The 14,931-nt window shown below is 53.6% G+C and carries 15 protein-coding genes and 1 riboswitch; of the genes, 12 read left to right on the top strand and 3 right to left on the bottom strand.

Features of this window, described 5'->3' with window-relative positions; translation table 11 throughout:
• Nucleotides 1-2,032: cation-translocating P-type ATPase (locus tag A4E54_RS03210; protein ID WP_286724327.1), on the top strand; the 2,032-nt coding region annotated here is incomplete at its 5' end.
• A 90-nt stretch (nt 2,033-2,122) separates the two neighbouring features.
• On the opposite strand, the gene A4E54_RS03205 is transcribed toward A4E54_RS03210, so the two are convergent.
• Nucleotides 2,123-3,241 (bottom strand): 4Fe-4S dicluster domain-containing protein, encoded by a 1,119-nt coding sequence (locus A4E54_RS03205; protein ID WP_240082578.1) that lies wholly within the window; start codon nt 3,239-3,241, stop codon nt 2,123-2,125.
• A gap of 256 nt (nt 3,242-3,497) precedes the next feature.
• On the opposite strand from A4E54_RS03205, the gene A4E54_RS03200 reads away from it, so the two are divergent.
• A complete protein-coding gene (locus A4E54_RS03200) occupies nt 3,498-5,897 on the top strand; it encodes a beta-propeller domain-containing protein (protein ID WP_240082577.1) in 2,400 nt (799 codons plus the stop codon).
• Nucleotides 5,898-5,968: 71 nt separating this feature from the next.
• On the top strand, nt 5,969-6,688 hold the full coding sequence (locus A4E54_RS03195) for an AAA family ATPase (protein WP_240082576.1): 720 nt from the start codon (nt 5,969-5,971) through the stop codon (nt 6,686-6,688).
• A 271-nt stretch (nt 6,689-6,959) separates the two neighbouring features.
• On the opposite strand, the gene A4E54_RS03190 is transcribed toward A4E54_RS03195, so the two are convergent.
• Together A4E54_RS03190 and A4E54_RS03185 are read right to left on the bottom strand one after the other, a co-directional pair.
• A complete protein-coding gene (locus A4E54_RS03190; RefSeq protein ID WP_240082575.1) occupies nt 6,960-7,298 on the bottom strand; it encodes a type II toxin-antitoxin system RelE/ParE family toxin in 339 nt (112 codons plus the stop codon).
• 3 nt (nt 7,299-7,301) lie between these two features.
• Nucleotides 7,302-7,601, bottom strand: a complete 300-nt coding sequence (locus A4E54_RS03185) for a type II toxin-antitoxin system RelB/DinJ family antitoxin (RefSeq protein ID WP_240082574.1) — start codon at nt 7,599-7,601, stop codon at nt 7,302-7,304.
• A gap of 357 nt (nt 7,602-7,958) precedes the next feature.
• Nucleotides 7,959-8,125, top strand: a riboswitch (cobalamin riboswitch).
• On the opposite strand from A4E54_RS03185, the gene A4E54_RS03180 reads away from it, so the two are divergent.
• From A4E54_RS03180 to cobK, 9 genes are all read left to right on the top strand, one after another.
• Entirely contained in the window at nt 8,084-8,257 is a 174-nt protein-coding gene (locus A4E54_RS03180) for a hypothetical protein (RefSeq protein ID WP_240082573.1), read from the top strand. Its footprint overlaps the riboswitch before it by 42 nt.
• 138 nt (nt 8,258-8,395) lie before the next feature.
• Entirely contained in the window at nt 8,396-9,490 is a 1,095-nt protein-coding gene (cbiD, locus tag A4E54_RS03175) for a cobalt-precorrin-5B (C(1))-methyltransferase CbiD (RefSeq protein ID WP_240082572.1), read from the top strand.
• A complete protein-coding gene (gene cbiE / locus A4E54_RS03170) occupies nt 9,483-10,133 on the top strand; it encodes a precorrin-6y C5,15-methyltransferase (decarboxylating) subunit CbiE (RefSeq protein ID WP_240082571.1) in 651 nt (216 codons plus the stop codon). Before cbiD ends, cbiE begins: the two co-directional genes overlap by 8 nt.
• Nucleotides 10,126-10,719, top strand: coding sequence for a precorrin-6Y C5,15-methyltransferase (decarboxylating) subunit CbiT (gene cbiT, locus A4E54_RS03165; protein WP_240082570.1), 594 nt, complete (start codon nt 10,126-10,128; stop codon nt 10,717-10,719). The genes cbiE and cbiT overlap by 8 nt, the downstream gene beginning before the upstream one ends.
• Before the next feature lie 14 nt (nt 10,720-10,733).
• Nucleotides 10,734-11,447: a precorrin-2 C(20)-methyltransferase gene (gene cobI / locus A4E54_RS03160; protein ID WP_286724323.1), complete on the top strand. Its 714-nt coding sequence runs from the start codon at nt 10,734-10,736 to the stop codon at nt 11,445-11,447.
• The gene (gene cobM / locus A4E54_RS03155) at nt 11,444-12,223 is read left to right on the top strand and encodes a precorrin-4 C(11)-methyltransferase (protein ID WP_240082568.1); all 780 of its coding nucleotides are present in this window, start codon (nt 11,444-11,446) and stop codon (nt 12,221-12,223) included. The genes cobI and cobM overlap by 4 nt, the downstream gene beginning before the upstream one ends.
• A complete protein-coding gene (locus A4E54_RS03150; protein WP_240082567.1) occupies nt 12,195-13,256 on the top strand; it encodes a cobalt-precorrin 5A hydrolase in 1,062 nt (353 codons plus the stop codon). The genes cobM and A4E54_RS03150 overlap by 29 nt, the downstream gene beginning before the upstream one ends.
• A 29-nt stretch (nt 13,257-13,285) precedes the next feature.
• A complete protein-coding gene (gene cobJ / locus A4E54_RS03145) occupies nt 13,286-13,975 on the top strand; it encodes a precorrin-3B C(17)-methyltransferase (protein WP_240082566.1) in 690 nt (229 codons plus the stop codon).
• The gene (cobK, locus tag A4E54_RS03140; RefSeq protein ID WP_240082565.1) at nt 13,972-14,748 is read left to right on the top strand and encodes a precorrin-6A reductase; all 777 of its coding nucleotides are present in this window, start codon (nt 13,972-13,974) and stop codon (nt 14,746-14,748) included. Before cobJ ends, cobK begins: the two co-directional genes overlap by 4 nt.
• Nucleotides 14,749-14,931: the final 183 nt, after the last annotated feature.

Genomic DNA, 14,931 nt, shown 5'->3' with positions numbered 1-14,931 from the left:
GGCGGTGGTCACCGCCACGGGGATGCATACTGAACTGGGTAAAATCGCGTCTCTGCTGGAAACTGCCAAAGAGAAGCTAACCCCGCTGCAGGTAAGTCTGGACGCCTTTGGCAAGAAACTGGCCTTTGTCATCATCGGGCTTTGTGCCATTATTTTTGTTATAAATGTGGTCAGGGACTATGGCTTGGGCGAGTCCTTTATGTTCGCGGTGGCGCTTGCGGTGGCGGCGATTCCTGAGGCCTTGAGCTCTATTGTAACCATTGTACTGGCTATCGGCACACAAAAAATGGCCAAGGAAAACGCCATCATCAGAAAGCTTCAGGCAGTGGAAAGCCTGGGCAGCGTCTCGGTAATCTGCTCGGATAAAACAGGCACTTTAACCCAGAATAAAATGGTTGTATCAAAAATTCATGTGGCCGGCAACACAGTATCCGCAAAAGAACTGGACCTAAACCACCCCTTAACCCGCGACCTGGTTGAAATGAGCGTACTCTGCAATGACGCAGTGACTCAAAACGGCCAGTCTATTGGCGACCCCACCGAAGTGGCCTTGAACGATATGGCCGCGCGATATGACCTTGCTGAGGCCGCTATAAGATCTGCCTCCCCCCGTATTGCGGAACTGCCGTTTGACTCCGACCGTAAGATGATGAGCACCCTGCATGAAAGAAAAGGCCGCCTTTTTATGATTACCAAGGGCGCCTTTGATGTAATCATAAAAAGAAGCAAGAGTATCGCCGCCCCTGCCGGTGCGCGCACCGCCACCAGGCAAGACCTGGACGGCATGGAGCAGGTTAACCTGAACCTTTCCCGAGAAGGGCTGCGTATTCTGGCCATTGCTTATAAGGTTATCGAGGACCGCCGGGAATTAATGCTGTCAGATGAAGACGGTCTTACCCTCCTGGGTCTGGTGGCCATGATTGACCCGCCGCGTGAAGAGTCCGCGAAAGCGGTCATGGATTGTGTCAAAGCCGGCATAAAGCCCGTTATGATTACCGGCGACCACAAGATCACCGCCTCGGCCATTGCCAGGGAAATCGGCATATTAAAAGATGAAAAAGAGGCCATGGAAGGCTACGAATTGGACAAGCTTACCGACGAACAGCTCAGTTCCGCCATAAACAACATTTCAGTTTATGCCCGCGTATCACCGGAACATAAAATAAGGATTGTCAAGGCCTGGCAGGAAAAAGGCCTTGTAGTGGCCATGACTGGCGACGGGGTTAACGACGCGCCCGCGCTCAAGCAGGCCAACATCGGCATAGCCATGGGAAAAGTAGGTACCGAGGTGGCCAAGGAAGCGTCTGATATGGTGCTGACGGACGACAACTTCGCTACTATTGTCAAAGCGGTTTCCAACGGCAGGAGCATTTATACCAATATTAAAAACTCCATTAAGTTCCTCCTGTCGGGGAATATGGCCGGTATACTGGCCGTTTTATATACTTCGGTGGCGCACCTGCCCCTGCCGTTTACGGCTGTGCATCTCCTTTTTATTAATTTGCTTACCGATTCCATGCCAGCTATTGCGCTGGGTCTGGAGCCGCACAATAAAGACACCATGAGCGAAAAACCCAGGAACATCAATGAGCCGATTCTGACCAAAAACTTTCTTGCGAAAATATTTCTGGAGGGTGCCGTAATTGCCGCCAGCACGATTGCCGCTTTTTATTACGGCCTGTATAAAGAAGGTGTCGGACTTGGCAGCACCATGGCCTTTTCCACCTTGTCTCTGGCCCGGCTATTTCACGGCTTAAACTGCCGTTCCAGGCTGCCGCTTTATAAAATAGGAATATTTACAAACAAATACCAGTGGGCTGCCCTGTTTATTGGCGCGGCCTTACTTACAACCGCACTCATAGTTCCAGCCTTTCAGGGCATATTTGACGTATATCCCGCAATAAAAAACGAATTGCACCTGGTGGCTGGCTTTGCCCTGATCCCGCTGGTGGTAATCCAGCTTTATAAAACAACAGCAGCAGCTCTGAATAAAAGGCGATTTGCGAAGTTGTTGTCTAACGAACAAAACTGAGGGTGCAGCGATCGATATAAAGTATAGAGTTAAAAATGGATAGGGAGGAAGGTATGCTGTAAATATTTTTCCATTATAATAATTCTTAGTTTAAATTTTGCCCTTTTCTCTGGCAATGCGGGTAAATAGCTCCATTTTATTCTTCGGGGGAACGTGCAAAACCGGCCTGCGGGACATGGTCAGCGCGCCGTTCGGACAGGCGGAGGCGCAAACGCCGCATCCAATACAGGTTTCCTTATTAATCTCCGGCACTTCAACCCCGCTTCCGTCATCGCGCATGGTAATGACTTTAATCTGGCAGCTATCGGCGCAGGTACCGCACGCGGAACAACCATCCTGGTCTAGAGCCGGGATGAAATTACTGGGGTGCGCGAACAATTTTCCATGCTTCCTGGTGGGACGCAGGGCCTCGCAGCAGCAGCCGCAGCAGTGGCAGAGGTAAGCCGGCTGGTTAAGCACATTATCTCCTAGATGGACCAGCCCCAGTTTTTCTGTTTGGTCCAGCACCTGCAGCAGTTCGTCCACAGCGGCCGGTCTGGCCATACCCCGGCTTACAAGCCAGTCTGCAGTGTCACCCAGGGTGGTACACGTTTCCATAGGCGCGCCGGCGTCACAAGTCCTGCCCAGGTGGCTTGCCTTGTGACGGCACGCACATAAGGACAGCGCCCCCCTGCCGGACTGGCGGATGATTTCAGAAGCCTTCTCGTAGCTTAAAACCTCTGTTTCCACTATAGCCGGGATCAGGCTTTCATATACCAGCGCCTTCATCAACTTGGTAGCGGTGCCGGTGAACTCTTCCCCAACTTCAGGCCTGCGAAAATATCTTTCGAATAGTTCTGCCAGTTCCCTCATGTTTTTTATCTCGTCTCTCACCCGCATGAAGGTAAACTCAAAAAAGCCTACCACCATCGGGGTCAGCATATAGTAGGTACCTTTCTTCGCGGGCAGCTCCTGCACAAGCCCCTTGTCGGACATACTGTCCAGTGTTTCTTTTAACGTTTCTTCTTTTATTCCGGTGATAGCGGCAATCTTATTCAACCTTATAGGAACCATGGGAAATTTACTGCCCACCATGGCCTCGCCCTCGGTATAGAGGCGGTGGAGAATTTCCATCAGAACCTCGTTTACGGGCGCTCCCACCGGATTCTTATGCAATCGTTCAGCCAGCGCCATGTAAACCTCTTCTTTGTCATTTGCGATATGTCCCATCGGAATTCCCCTTAGAAAAATTAATCAGCAATTCTCTCTCTATGCTTCAACTCATACATGGATTTTTTGAATAATATCATAAATTCCATGAATTCACAATTTTTTCACGCCGGTTTATAAAATCCAAAGAAGATCGAGCTGACTATACTAAAAGAGTTTTCAGCTTTGTTGCCGCCTTTTTGGAAAATGTTGATGAACCTTTATTTCATGATTAACGTCTAATAATTTAAAATTAAAAAATGAAAGAGGTTTTTCTATGAAAAAATTTATTGTCCTAATTGTAGTTCTGGCCCTGGCAGTTATTTTTATCCCCTGGCTTCAGCCAAAAGGCAGCGCCATGGAGCAGCATCAGGCAACTTTTTTAGTTAACCAGAAAATGTATATCAGCGACGGCCAAACGATTACAATGGATGTCGCCCCATTTACCCGGGATGGCCGGGTATACGTTCCGGTGCGCTACCTCGGCCGCGCCTTGGGGGTTCCGGATGAAGGTATCGCCTGGGACGGCGCGTCGCAGACAGTTGCTTTTACCACGGACGCTGCTGTGATACGGATGACCGTGGGCAGCCAGTTGTTGTACGTGGGTGAAGAGGAGCGTTCGATGGATGTTGCTCCCTTGGCCGTGTCCGACCGGGTGTTCATACCCGCCCGCTGGCTGGCTGAAGCTTTGCAGTATGAGGTGGAGTGGGATGAGACAGCTCAAGCAATTTTAATCGGACCTCCCGGCGACTTGCCCGCACCGCCTTCAAAAGCCAACGACCTCCCGGTAGTAGGCACGTATGAAAACTTAAAAAGTCTTTTAGCTAATTTACAGACTGAAGCAGGCTATGACCAGAGAGTGATGAAAAACGCCCCCGCGGTTACGGGGGCGGCGCCGGAGTCGGCAAAGTCGGCGGATACGGCGCAGTCTCTCGCTAATGCTTCCGGCAGCGACTATTCCAGAACAAATGTCCAGGTGGAGGGTGTTGACGAGGCGGATATTGTTAAAACCGACGGCAGCTATATTTATTTGGTTAAGGATCAGCGTGTCGTAATAGCTAAAGCTTACCCGGCCGGAGATATGCAAATGACCGGCAGCCTGGATTTTACCGATAAAAACTTTATTCCGAACGAAATGTATGTGGATGACAGGCACCTGATTGTAATTGGTCAGACATACAGCCGCGGGGATGGTCCCATTATTATGCCGATGGATGAAACAAGCAAAAAAATAAGTCCCGATATATACCCGCCGCCCTATCAGCGTGATACGGTAAAAGCAATTATTTATGATATCGCCGACAAGTCGGCCATTAAACAGGTGCGCGAGCTGGAGCTGGACGGGAGATACGTCTCTTCCCGGAAAATAGGCGAAGCGTTTTACCTGCTGGCAAACAGGGGTATTTATTACTATCCCCAAAAAGAGATAGAGAATCCCAAACCTTTCTACCGTGATACGGCGACAGGCAATGACTATGTAGATATAGATTATACAAGTATCAAATGCTTTCCCGATTTCATGCAGCCAAATTACCTGATTGTCGCCGGCATTAATTTAGACAGGCCGGATGAAAAAGCGGACGTGAACACTTACCTTGGTTCCAGTGAAAACATCTACGCTTCCATGAAAAACTTGTATGTCGCGGTGACGAGTGCGAGTTACCGTTATGGCATACTAGAAGATAGTGCAGCCAAAATATTGCCCGGCTCCCAGCCTGCTGACAGGAATAAAACAAAGGTTTACAAGTTCGCCCTGAATGACGGAAAGTTGTCATACTCTGCCGGCGGCGAAGTGCCGGGAACTATATTAAACCAGTTTTCCATGGATGAATACAATGATAACTTCCGGATCGCCACCACCAGCGGCGACGTATGGCGCACCGGCGAGTACACCTCGAAGAATAATGTTTACGTTCTGGATAGTGGGCTGAATGTAGTCGGCCAGTTAGAGGATATCGCGCCGGGAGAAAAAATTTACTCCGTGCGGTTCGTGGGAGACCGCGGGTACATGGTGACGTTTAAAACAGTTGATCCGTTCTTCGTGATTGACTTGGGAGACCCGGGCCAACCTGAGATACTGGGCGCTTTGAAAATACCCGGCTATAGCGACTACCTGCACCCCTACGACGAAAACCATATCATCGGCTTCGGAAAAGACACAATCGAGCTTGGACAAAAAGGCGATAACAGCGGCGGAACGAACAGCGTGGCGTATTACACGGGAATGAAAATGGCCGTCTTTGATGTGACGGACGTCAGCAATCCGGTGGAGATGTACAAAGAGAAGATCGGCGACCGGGGCACTGATTCCGAATTGCTGCGCAATCATAAGGCCTTGCTGTTCTCCAAGGATAAGAACCTGCTGGCCTTCCCCGTCAGCCTCATGGAGGTAAACGGCGGCGAAGTGCGGGATGGCTTCCCCGCATACGGTCAGTTTGTTTACCAGGGCGCTTACGTCTATAACATTGACCTGGACAACGGCTTCGCCCTCAAGGGACGGATCACTCACCTTTCGGACGAGGACTACAAGAAGGCGGGCAGCTACTGGTACGACAGCGACAAGAACGTCGACAGGATTATATATATCAATGACGTGCTGTATACCCTGTCGGGAAGATATATTAAGGCCAACAGTTTAAGCGACCTGGCGGAAATAGGGACACTGGAAATAAAATAGAGGTAAAAGGGGGAAGCGGGGGGAACGTTCTTTTTGCTTCCCCCCATCCTCTCTGGGGAGAAAACCTGAGAATGTTCTTGAGAAGACTAAGTTTTCTGAATGAAAATATTCCGAGTCGCAAGGTTTATCCGTTTTCCATGCCTGCGTTTAAGGGATTGGATACTATTGAGTTTAAAAATACGGTGACCTTTTTTATCGGAGAAAACGGCTCGGGAAAGTCAACGCTCATGGAGGCAATCGCCTATAAATGTGATTTCAACACAGCCGGGGGCGGAAGGAATAACTATTATGAAGTCCCATCCTCTGAGTCAGCATTAGGTGATTTTATAAGGCTTGCCTGGTCGCCAAAGGTAACGAACGGTTTCTTTTTAAGGGCGGAAAGCTTCTACAATTTTGCGTCCCATATTGATAGTCTTGGTCCGGAAGCTTATCTGGCTTATGGGGGAAAGTCCCTTCACGAACAATCACATGGGGAATCGTTTCTCTCCATCTTCTCCAACAGGTTTGGGAAAAAGGGGATTTACCTGCTGGATGAACCTGAGGCTGCTCTTTCCCCAACTCGCCAAATGGCTTTGTTGAAAATCATCAGGGAATTGGATCAAGAGGGTCAGTCCCAGTTTATTATCGCAACTCATTCTCCAATTATTTTGGCTTACCCGGGGGCACAAATTCTTGATTTCGACACTTCACCGGTCTCTGAGACTGCTTACGAAGAAACTTCGCATTACCAGATAACCAAAGGTTTCATGGATAACAGAGATCTATACTTGCGGAAACTCTTCGAAGAATAACGTTGTCTATTTTCAGTATTCCCGCCCTGGCTCCATGCCCATCTGCTCATTCATGAATCAAAATATAGTCTTTAAGGCGTAAATGTTAACGGGGAAGCAAAAAGAACGTCCCCTTAGGCGGCTTCCTTTTTGTTTTTTTATTGAACCATGGGTAAAAGTAAATATGGTATCTATATTATCTGCTCTGCATTTAATGTAAATATGCGCAAAAGAACTTAGCTTCAAACGAGGCCAAGCCCTTTTAGTGCTAAAAACTTTAATTTACAGTATTTTACTTCAAATCCATCTTCGAAAGCTGTTTTAGCTGTTCACGCTTGCCGTAAATAACGGCGGTAACCTGCACCTTACTATTTTCTTCGTCAATCCAGAAATAAATGAGAAAGTTTTTCACAGGCATTTTGCGAACGCCGCAGGTGCGCCACGGTTCTTCCTCTGTCACCGCAACCCGCTGCGGAAACTGTGAAAGCGACGAAATCGAGCGTTCCATTTCATTGAGCAGACGCAAAGCGGCTTTCGGTGCTTTTAGCTCGGAAGCGATGTATTTTACGATTTCCTGCAGTTGTTCCTCCGCCTGTGTGGTGATTTTAACCGTATACGTATTGTCTGTCATAAGCTATAATCCTCGTCTTAAATCAGCGAACACCTCAGAAGCTGGACGAGAATGGTCAGCTTTTGCTTCATCCAAACCATTCTGCATGATTGTATTGAACGTATCGGCATCCATTTCATCCCGTGCCATTGGAGCGGCGGGAAGCGACAGGGAAAACGGGATGCTTTTGGTCATAACAATTTGCTTGTAGAGCATATTGATAACAACGGAAGCCGGAATCCCCAGTTTTGACATGATCGCTTCCGCTTTTTCCTTTATTTCTGGCTCGACACGAGCAAGGACATTTGCTGTTTTAGCAGCCATAATAACACCACCTTTTCTTTTAAATATTATATTCTATTGTATAACGTTTAGCAATACATTATTCAAGTTTATTTCTGACTCCGAATTTCAACGTTTCGAATCTTCTATCATTAAGTATTGAAACTTTAATTGATATGCATTAAGTAATAAATGGTTTAGAACTTCGCAAATAATAATAAGAGAGAGGTACTATCCCTTGTGAGATAATGCCTCTCTTCCTTTTTCCGTATCGGTTTGGGGCATGGTTCAGTAAGTTTCTCTATTAAACCGCGCCTTTGCTTCCCTTTCCCTTGTTTCTATTACTTTGCAGGATTTTCCCTCAGTCTGAAGAATAATAATAAATCAATATAATAACAAAATAAATAACAAAAGACAGGTTAAGAGAAGCTGGTGCAAATCCAGCACGGTCGCGCCACTGTAAGGTTGAGTTGTCTGCGAGGCAATCCACTGGGCTTGAATGTCCGGGAAGGAGGCAGACGGCGGTGAAGCCGAGTCAGGAGAACTGCCTGTGTTTAGCCGCACCACTGCGCCACGCGAGATGGGGAGGTGAGGTAATAGTGTTTATCGTTACTGAACCCTGGCTTTTTGCGTGGCCGGGGTTTTATATCTGCTTGATGATAAAGGAAGCCGGAATTAAACAAGCCGTGGCTGGTTGAGATAGGGCGGGCCATGAAAAAGAAAGGTTGTCTGTCTGAGGAGAATTCCTCTCCCGAGGGCTAAAGAAGAACTGCTTTGCCGGCTTGCGGATTGCGGCGCCATGGTAAACGTGCAATAGATGGATGGGGGTAAGAGTTTTGCCTGAGAAGCGTTTGCGCGAGGGCTATACCACAGGTTCCTGCGCGGCGGCGGCGGCGAAGGCGGCTATTATGGCCCTGTGGGGAGAGTTCCTGCCTGATCGCATAAAGATAAATACACCGGGTGGGCGGGAGTTGTGCTTGCCCGTTCAGGTTGTACGGGAGCAAGATTGGGCCGAGGCGGTGGTAATTAAGGACGCTGGTGACGACCCCGATATTACCAATGGAATAGAAGTGCATGTTGCCGCCCGGCTGTGCCCGGGGCCGGTGCGGCTCCTGGCCGGGCGCGGCGTTGGTACTGTCACCCGGCCGGGTTTGGCGGTTTCCGTGGGAGAGCCGGCCATTAACCCGGTGCCCCGCACCATGATTTTGAATGAGGCCGCGCAGTTGTTGGAGCCCGGGCAAGGGGTGGAATTAACGATCAGCATTCCGGGCGGCGAGGAACTGGCCCGCCGGACGTTAAATCCCAGGCTGGGTATCGTGGGAGGCCTTTCTATTCTTGGCACTACCGGCATTGTCGAACCCATGTCTGTTGAGGCTTTCCGGTCTGCTCTCGTTCCCCAGGTCGGCATGGCCCGGGCGGCCGGCCACGAGACGCTGGTGCTGACACCGGGCCGGATGGGTCAGCGCCGGGCGGTGGAAGACTATGGTTTTGTTGGAGAAACGGTGATTCTGACCAGTAATTTTATCGGACACCTCCTGGAAGCCTGCGCGGACGCCGGAGTGAAGCGGGTGTTGTTGTGGGGCCATGCCGGCAAGCTGGTCAAGGTGGCCGGGGGCATCTTTTACACGCACAGCCGGGTGGCGGACGGCAGGCGGGAGATTATCGCGGCTCATTTGGCGGCAGGCGGGGCCGGTGCTGAGGCGGTGCGGGAGGTCCTGGCGTCACCTACCGTTGAAGCCGCGTTGGAAATAGTGCGTGGCAGCGGCCAGGCGGATTTTTGGGATTTGCTGGCCGGCCGGGCCAGCAGGCAGGCCGGGGACTTTGTTCACAACCGCCTGGCGGTGGGAACCGCTCTGTTAAACCTTAAAGGTGAAATTATCGGCCGGGATGTGATTGCCCGCCAAATTATGGAGGAGCTTCTTCATGGCTGAGTTCGAAAAAAGCTGGCTGACTGTGGTGGGAACCGGACCGGGCAGCCCGGATTACCTGACCCCGGCAGCCCGGGAGGCCGCCTCGCAGGCCAGAGTTTTAATCGGCGGGGCGAGAGCGCTGGGCCTGTTTGAATGCCTGAGGGCGGAAAAATTCATCTTGACCGGTGATCTGGAAGCCCTGGCAGCCTACCTGAGAAAAATTCGCGGGCAGCCGACGGCCGTGCTTGTTTCCGGTGATCCCGGCTTTTTCAGCCTGCTTCCCTGGCTGAAAAAGCAGTTTCCCCAGGAAGAAATACGGGTTGTGCCGGGGGTCAGCTCCATACAGCTGGCTTTCGCCCGTTTGGCGGCCACCTGGGAGCGAGCCACGTTTGTCAGCCTGCACGGGCGGGATATCGCCCTGCTGGAGCCCTTCTTGCCGGGCCTGCGGCGGGGCGGGGCCAAGCTTGTGCTTGTCCTGCTTGCCGGCGGCCGCAACTCACCGGCTGCGGTCGGGCGATATCTTGAGCATAACGGTTTGGGGGATTGCCAAGTCTGGGTCGGGGCCGCGCTGGGTTTTCCCGAAGAATGCTGTGTGAGGCTTAATGCGTCCGAACTGGCCGGCCGGGATTTGCCGGACGCGGTGATGGTGCTGGGAGATGACTGAAGTCAAATGGCCCTACCTGACGCCGGGCATCCCCGATGCCATGTTCCGGCGGGAAGAGGGGATCCCTCTGACCAAGGAGGAAATCCGGATCCTGACTATGGCTAAAGCGCGCTTGAAACCCGGGCAGACAGTGTACGATATCGGCTCCGGAACGGGTTCCTTGACAGTTGAAGCCGCGCGCCTGGTCAGCCCCGGCCAGGTATACGCCATAGAGAAAGAGCCTGCGGCTGCGGCCTTGACTAAAGCAAATGCGCATCGTTTTGCCTTGAATAACGTGGAATTGGCTGCGGGAGCGGCGCCGGCGGTGTTAGCCGGTTTGCCGGAAGCGGACAGGGTTCTGGTGGGAGGGAGTTGCGGCAGGCTTACGGCTATTCTTGAAGAATGTTTACATAAGCTAAAGCCTGAGGGCCGGATAGTAATTAATGCCATAACCTGGGAAACCTTACTGGGCGGTATGGACTTCGCCCGTGCGCATGGACTTGAGCCGGAAGTGATCAGCATTAACGTTGCCCGCCTGACGGCTGCCGGGCATAGTCAGCTCTGGAAGTCATTGAATGCAATTTATATTATTACTTTACAGGTATAGGAGGCCCTTGCAAGTTGACTGGAAAACTTTACGGCCTGGGCGTTGGTCCTGGTGATCCCGAACTGATTACTCTCAAGGCGCTGCGGGTTCTGCAGCAGGTTCCGGTAGTCGCCGTGCCGGTCTCCCGTCACGGGGAGGATAGCCTGGCCCTTGCGGTGGCAAAACCTCACCTGAGGTCTGAGCAGGAAATTATGAACCTGCAAATGCCCATGAGCAGGAACCGGGACTGCCTGCAAAAAGCCTGGGATTCAGCGGCGGGCAAGCTGTTGGAGAAGTTGGGCGAAGGACTGGACGTCGCTTTTCTAACCCTGGGTGACGCGAGTCTTTACAGCAGCTACAGCTACTTGGTGGAGAAGGTCGGAGAGTTGGACCCCAAGGTAGAGATTGAAACAATTCCCGGCATCACATCATTCGCAGCGGCGGCGGCGCGGCTGAACCTGCCCCTGGCCAAAGGCGACGAGTTGCTGGCGGTTGTCCCCCTGCTTGAGGAGCCGGAGGTTTTAGGTAAACTGCTGCCTCATTTTTCAAACATGGTGCTCATGAAAGTGGCGCGACGCTACGATGAGCTCGTCCGGGTATTGAAAGAAAGCGGCAGGGCTGAAAACGCGGTTTTCATCAGCCGCTGCGGCCTTGACGGGGAGATTATCAGCCGTGATTTAGAAGCAGAGACCGGCAGGAAACATGATTATCTTTCCGCGATAATTGTAAAGGGGGCCGAATCAAAATGAAAGTCTGTTTTGTCGGGGCCGGCCCCGGCGATCCGGAGCTCATTACCGTGAAAGGTCAAAAGCTGCTTGCCCGGGCTGATCTGATCATTTACGCCGGCTCGCTGGTCAATCCGGAGTTGTTGAATAACGCCCGCCCCCAGGCCAGGTGTTTTAACAGCGCGGGGATGACGCTGGAAGAGATGCTGGATCTGATGGCTGAGGCCGTGGCCCGCGGTGAACTGGTCGTGCGGCTGCATACCGGCGACCCTTCCCTTTACGGCGCCGTGCAGGAGCAGATGGACGGGCTGGCTCAAAGGGGGGTGCCTTTTGAGGTGGTGCCGGGAGTAAGCTCTTTCGCCGCGGCGGCGGCGGCCGTGCGGCGCGAGTTTACGTTGCCGGGTGTTAGCCAGACCTTGATCCTGACTCGCCACGAGGGGCGTACCCCGGTGCCTCCGGAAGAAGGTCTCGCGGCCCTGGCCGGACACCACGCCAGTCTGTGCCTTTTCTTGAGCGCCGGCTCCCTCGCGGCAGCCGCGGCCGAACTGGCGCGGGGCTATGGTCCGGACACTCCGGCGGCGTTGGTGTATAAGGCCTCCTGGCCGGAAGAAAAAGTAATCCGGGGAACGCTGGCTGATATCGCGCGACGGGCCGCCGCGGCAGGCATCAACCGTACCGCGCTGCTGTTGACCGGCGACTTTCTTTCCGCGCCTTACCGGCGCTCCAGTCTCTATGACCCTGAATTCGAACACAGCTTTCGAGGGAAGAAAGATGAATGTGGCAATTGTAACCCTGACTGAAGCCGGCCTTGAGACAGGCTTGCGCCTGGCCAAAGGCTTGGGCGGCGAGGTGACTTTCTATGCCAAACAAGCTGTGCCTGACGGTATTGAGGCAGAGCCTGTCGAAGGCAGACTGCGGGATTTCCTGGGGGTGCTCTGGGGCCGCTATGAAGGCCTGATCTTGATCATGGCGGCTGGGATTGCCGTACGCTGCCTGGCGAATTATCTGGAGAGCAAATACAAGGACCCGGCCGTAGTTGTCTTGGATGAGCAAGGCCGGTTTGCCGTCAGCCTGCTGTCAGGCCACCTGGGCGGGGCGAACGAACTGGCCAGGCGGGCAGCCGGTGTCCTGGGCGGTGAAGCGGTAATCACCACCGCCAGCGACCTGCACGGTTTGCCTGCCCTGGACTTGCTGGCGCGGGAACTGGGGCTGAAGCCGTCGCCGCCCGCCAGGCTGGCGGCGGTTAGCGCCGCCATGGTTAACGGCAGGCGGGTGGGAATATGGGCCGAAGAGCCCTGGTTAAGCCGTTGCCGCAAGGTGGCGCCGGAACTGCCATGTTTCAGCCTGGAATCTTTCGGCGGGACGTCAGGTTGGGACGCTGGAGTGCTGGTAACGTCGTTGCGCCTGCCTGACCCCGGCCCCCGCTGGCTCTTCTTCCGCCCGGCGCAAATTGTGGCCGGCATAGGCTGCCGGCGGGACATCGGGGAAGGCCGAATTCTGGCGGCCCTCAGGCGGGCGCTGCGTGAGGCTGGCTATAGCAGGTGGAGCCTGGCGGCGCTGGCCAGCATGGATCTTAAGGCCGGTGAGCCGGGCTTGCTGGCGGCAGCGCGGCGGCTGGGCTGCGGACTGAATACTTATCCGGCGGAAGATCTGGCTGCCGTGTTAAAGATGAGGCCGGATCTGACTTTTTCTTCAACAGTACAGGAAAAGGTGGGAGTTGGTGGCGTATGCGAACCGGCGGCTCTGCTGGCTGCGGGGGGAGGGGAACTGATTTTCCGGAAACACTGCTACGGAGGAGTGACCATAGCCCTGGCCAGGGCAGCCTGGCGATAATCGGTCTCGGACCCGGCCGGGCGGAAGGCATGACGGCCGGCGCGCTTGAAGCGCTGGGGCAAGCCGAAGTGATCGTGGGTTACCACGTCTATATCGAACTGATCAGAAACCTTATCGGCAGCCGGGCAGTAGTGTCATCAGGGATGACTCAAGAATTGGAGCGCTGCCGTGAAGCGGTGCGGCTGGCCCTGGCCGGGAGACGGGTAGCTGTCGTTTCCAGCGGTGACCCTGGTGTTTACGGCATGGCCGGCCTGGTTCTGGAAGTTCTGCATCAGGCCGCGCCGGAGAGCAGACTGCCGGTTCAGGTCATTCCGGGCGTGACCGCGGCTACGGCGGCGGCCGCCTTACTGGGAGCGCCTTTAATGCATGACTTCGCCGTGATTAGCCTGAGCGATCGCCTGACCCCCTGGGACCTGATCGCCCGGCGGCTGGAAATGGCCGCCGGGGGGGATTTCGTGACCGTTCTTTATAATCCCCGCAGTCACGGCAGACGAAGCCAGCTGCAGCAGGCCGGGGAGATATTTTTAAAACACAGGCCGCCGGAAACGCCCGTGGGCGTGGTGCGCAACGCCGGGCGCGGCGGGGAGGAAGTTTGGGTGAGCAGTCTCCAGAAATTTGCCGGCCTGCCGGTGGATATGCTGTCGACAGTGATTATCGGCAACAGCCGGACCAGGGTATTGAGCGGCCGCCTGGTAACACCGCGGGGTTATCAGATATGATCCTGGTGTTGGCAGGCACGGCCGAGGGACGTGAAATGGTGGCCGGCCTTTGCGCGCGGGGTTATCAGGTGGCGGCCGCGACCTTGACTGCCTACGGGGCCGAACTGGCCGGCGCCGCCGGGGCGGCGGCGAATATAAACGGCCCGCTTTCAGAGGACGGCCTGTCCGCCCTGCTGCAGGGCAGTCATTTTACGGCGCTGGTGGACTGCACCCATCCTTTCGCGGCTAACATCACTGAGATGGCGAAACAGGTCTGCGCCCGGCACGGTTTGCCTTATTACCGCTGCGCCCGGCCGGCAGCCGAGCTGCCCGTCAGTCCCTTGATAAAACGGGTCGATGGATGGGCTGGGGCGGTGAACGCCGTGGCATCCCCTGTATTTAACAATATCTTCCTGGCAATCGGTACGCGTCACTTGCCTGAGTTTGTCCATTCTCCAGATTTGCAGGGCAAGCGGTTAATCGCGCGGGTATTGTCTGAAACAGATTCAATTGCCTTCTGCCGCTCGCTCGGCCTGACGCCACGCGATATCATCGCCCTGCAGGGGCCTTGCGGCAGGGAACTGAATGCAGCCCTCTACCGTTATTACAAAGCCGATATTGTGGTTACCAAAGATAGCGGAACAGCCGGCGGCATGGAGGAAAAAGTATCCGCGGCCCTGGAATTGGGCCTGCCCGTGATTGTTATCAACCGTCCGCGAGAAGAAGCCGGCATGAGCAAAGCCGAAATACTGGCGGCCTTAAAAAAGACAATGGGGACGGTTCTCATTGTCTAATACGGGACCCCAAACACAAACAATGAGAACCGTCCCCATTGTCCCCAAGAGAGAGTTACATAGGCTCTCGGCATTAGATGGGAGGAATCATTAAATCTGGAATAAAGCAACTGGAAATTCTGGCATGCCAGGCTAAAAAGACTGTCCTTTTCACGACATTCCTAAAAATGGGCATGGCAAAGA

This window comes from Pelotomaculum sp. PtaB.Bin117 (assembly GCF_002067195.1).
In the GTDB taxonomy this organism is placed as follows: domain Bacteria; phylum Bacillota; class Desulfotomaculia; order Desulfotomaculales; family Pelotomaculaceae; genus Pelotomaculum_D; species Pelotomaculum_D terephthalicicum.
The sequence above is the reverse complement of the archived record's forward strand: the minus strand, read 5'-3'. Positions and strand labels throughout refer to the sequence as shown.

What these genes read in the sequence shown, in the direction of transcription:
- cobK (WP_240082565.1), top strand. Translation starts at nt 13,972, where the DNA reads ATGATCCTGGTGTTGGCAGGCACGGCCGAGGGACGTGAAATGGTGGCC.
- A4E54_RS03195 (WP_240082576.1), top strand. Translation starts at nt 5,969, where the DNA reads ATGTTCTTGAGAAGACTAAGTTTTCTGAATGAAAATATTCCGAGTCGC.
- cobM (WP_240082568.1), top strand. Translation starts at nt 11,444, where the DNA reads ATGAAAGTCTGTTTTGTCGGGGCCGGCCCCGGCGATCCGGAGCTCATT.
- cobJ (WP_240082566.1), top strand. Translation starts at nt 13,286, where the DNA reads ATGACGGCCGGCGCGCTTGAAGCGCTGGGGCAAGCCGAAGTGATCGTG.
- cbiE (WP_240082571.1), top strand. Translation starts at nt 9,483, where the DNA reads ATGGCTGAGTTCGAAAAAAGCTGGCTGACTGTGGTGGGAACCGGACCG.
- A4E54_RS03190 (WP_240082575.1), bottom strand. Translation starts at nt 7,298, where the DNA reads ATGACAGACAATACGTATACGGTTAAAATCACCACACAGGCGGAGGAA.
- A4E54_RS03150 (WP_240082567.1), top strand. Translation starts at nt 12,195, where the DNA reads ATGAATGTGGCAATTGTAACCCTGACTGAAGCCGGCCTTGAGACAGGC.
- cbiT (WP_240082570.1), top strand. Translation starts at nt 10,126, where the DNA reads ATGACTGAAGTCAAATGGCCCTACCTGACGCCGGGCATCCCCGATGCC.
- A4E54_RS03205 (WP_240082578.1), bottom strand. Translation starts at nt 3,241, where the DNA reads ATGGGACATATCGCAAATGACAAAGAAGAGGTTTACATGGCGCTGGCT.
- A4E54_RS03185 (WP_240082574.1), bottom strand. Translation starts at nt 7,601, where the DNA reads ATGGCTGCTAAAACAGCAAATGTCCTTGCTCGTGTCGAGCCAGAAATA.
- A4E54_RS03200 (WP_240082577.1), top strand. Translation starts at nt 3,498, where the DNA reads ATGAAAAAATTTATTGTCCTAATTGTAGTTCTGGCCCTGGCAGTTATT.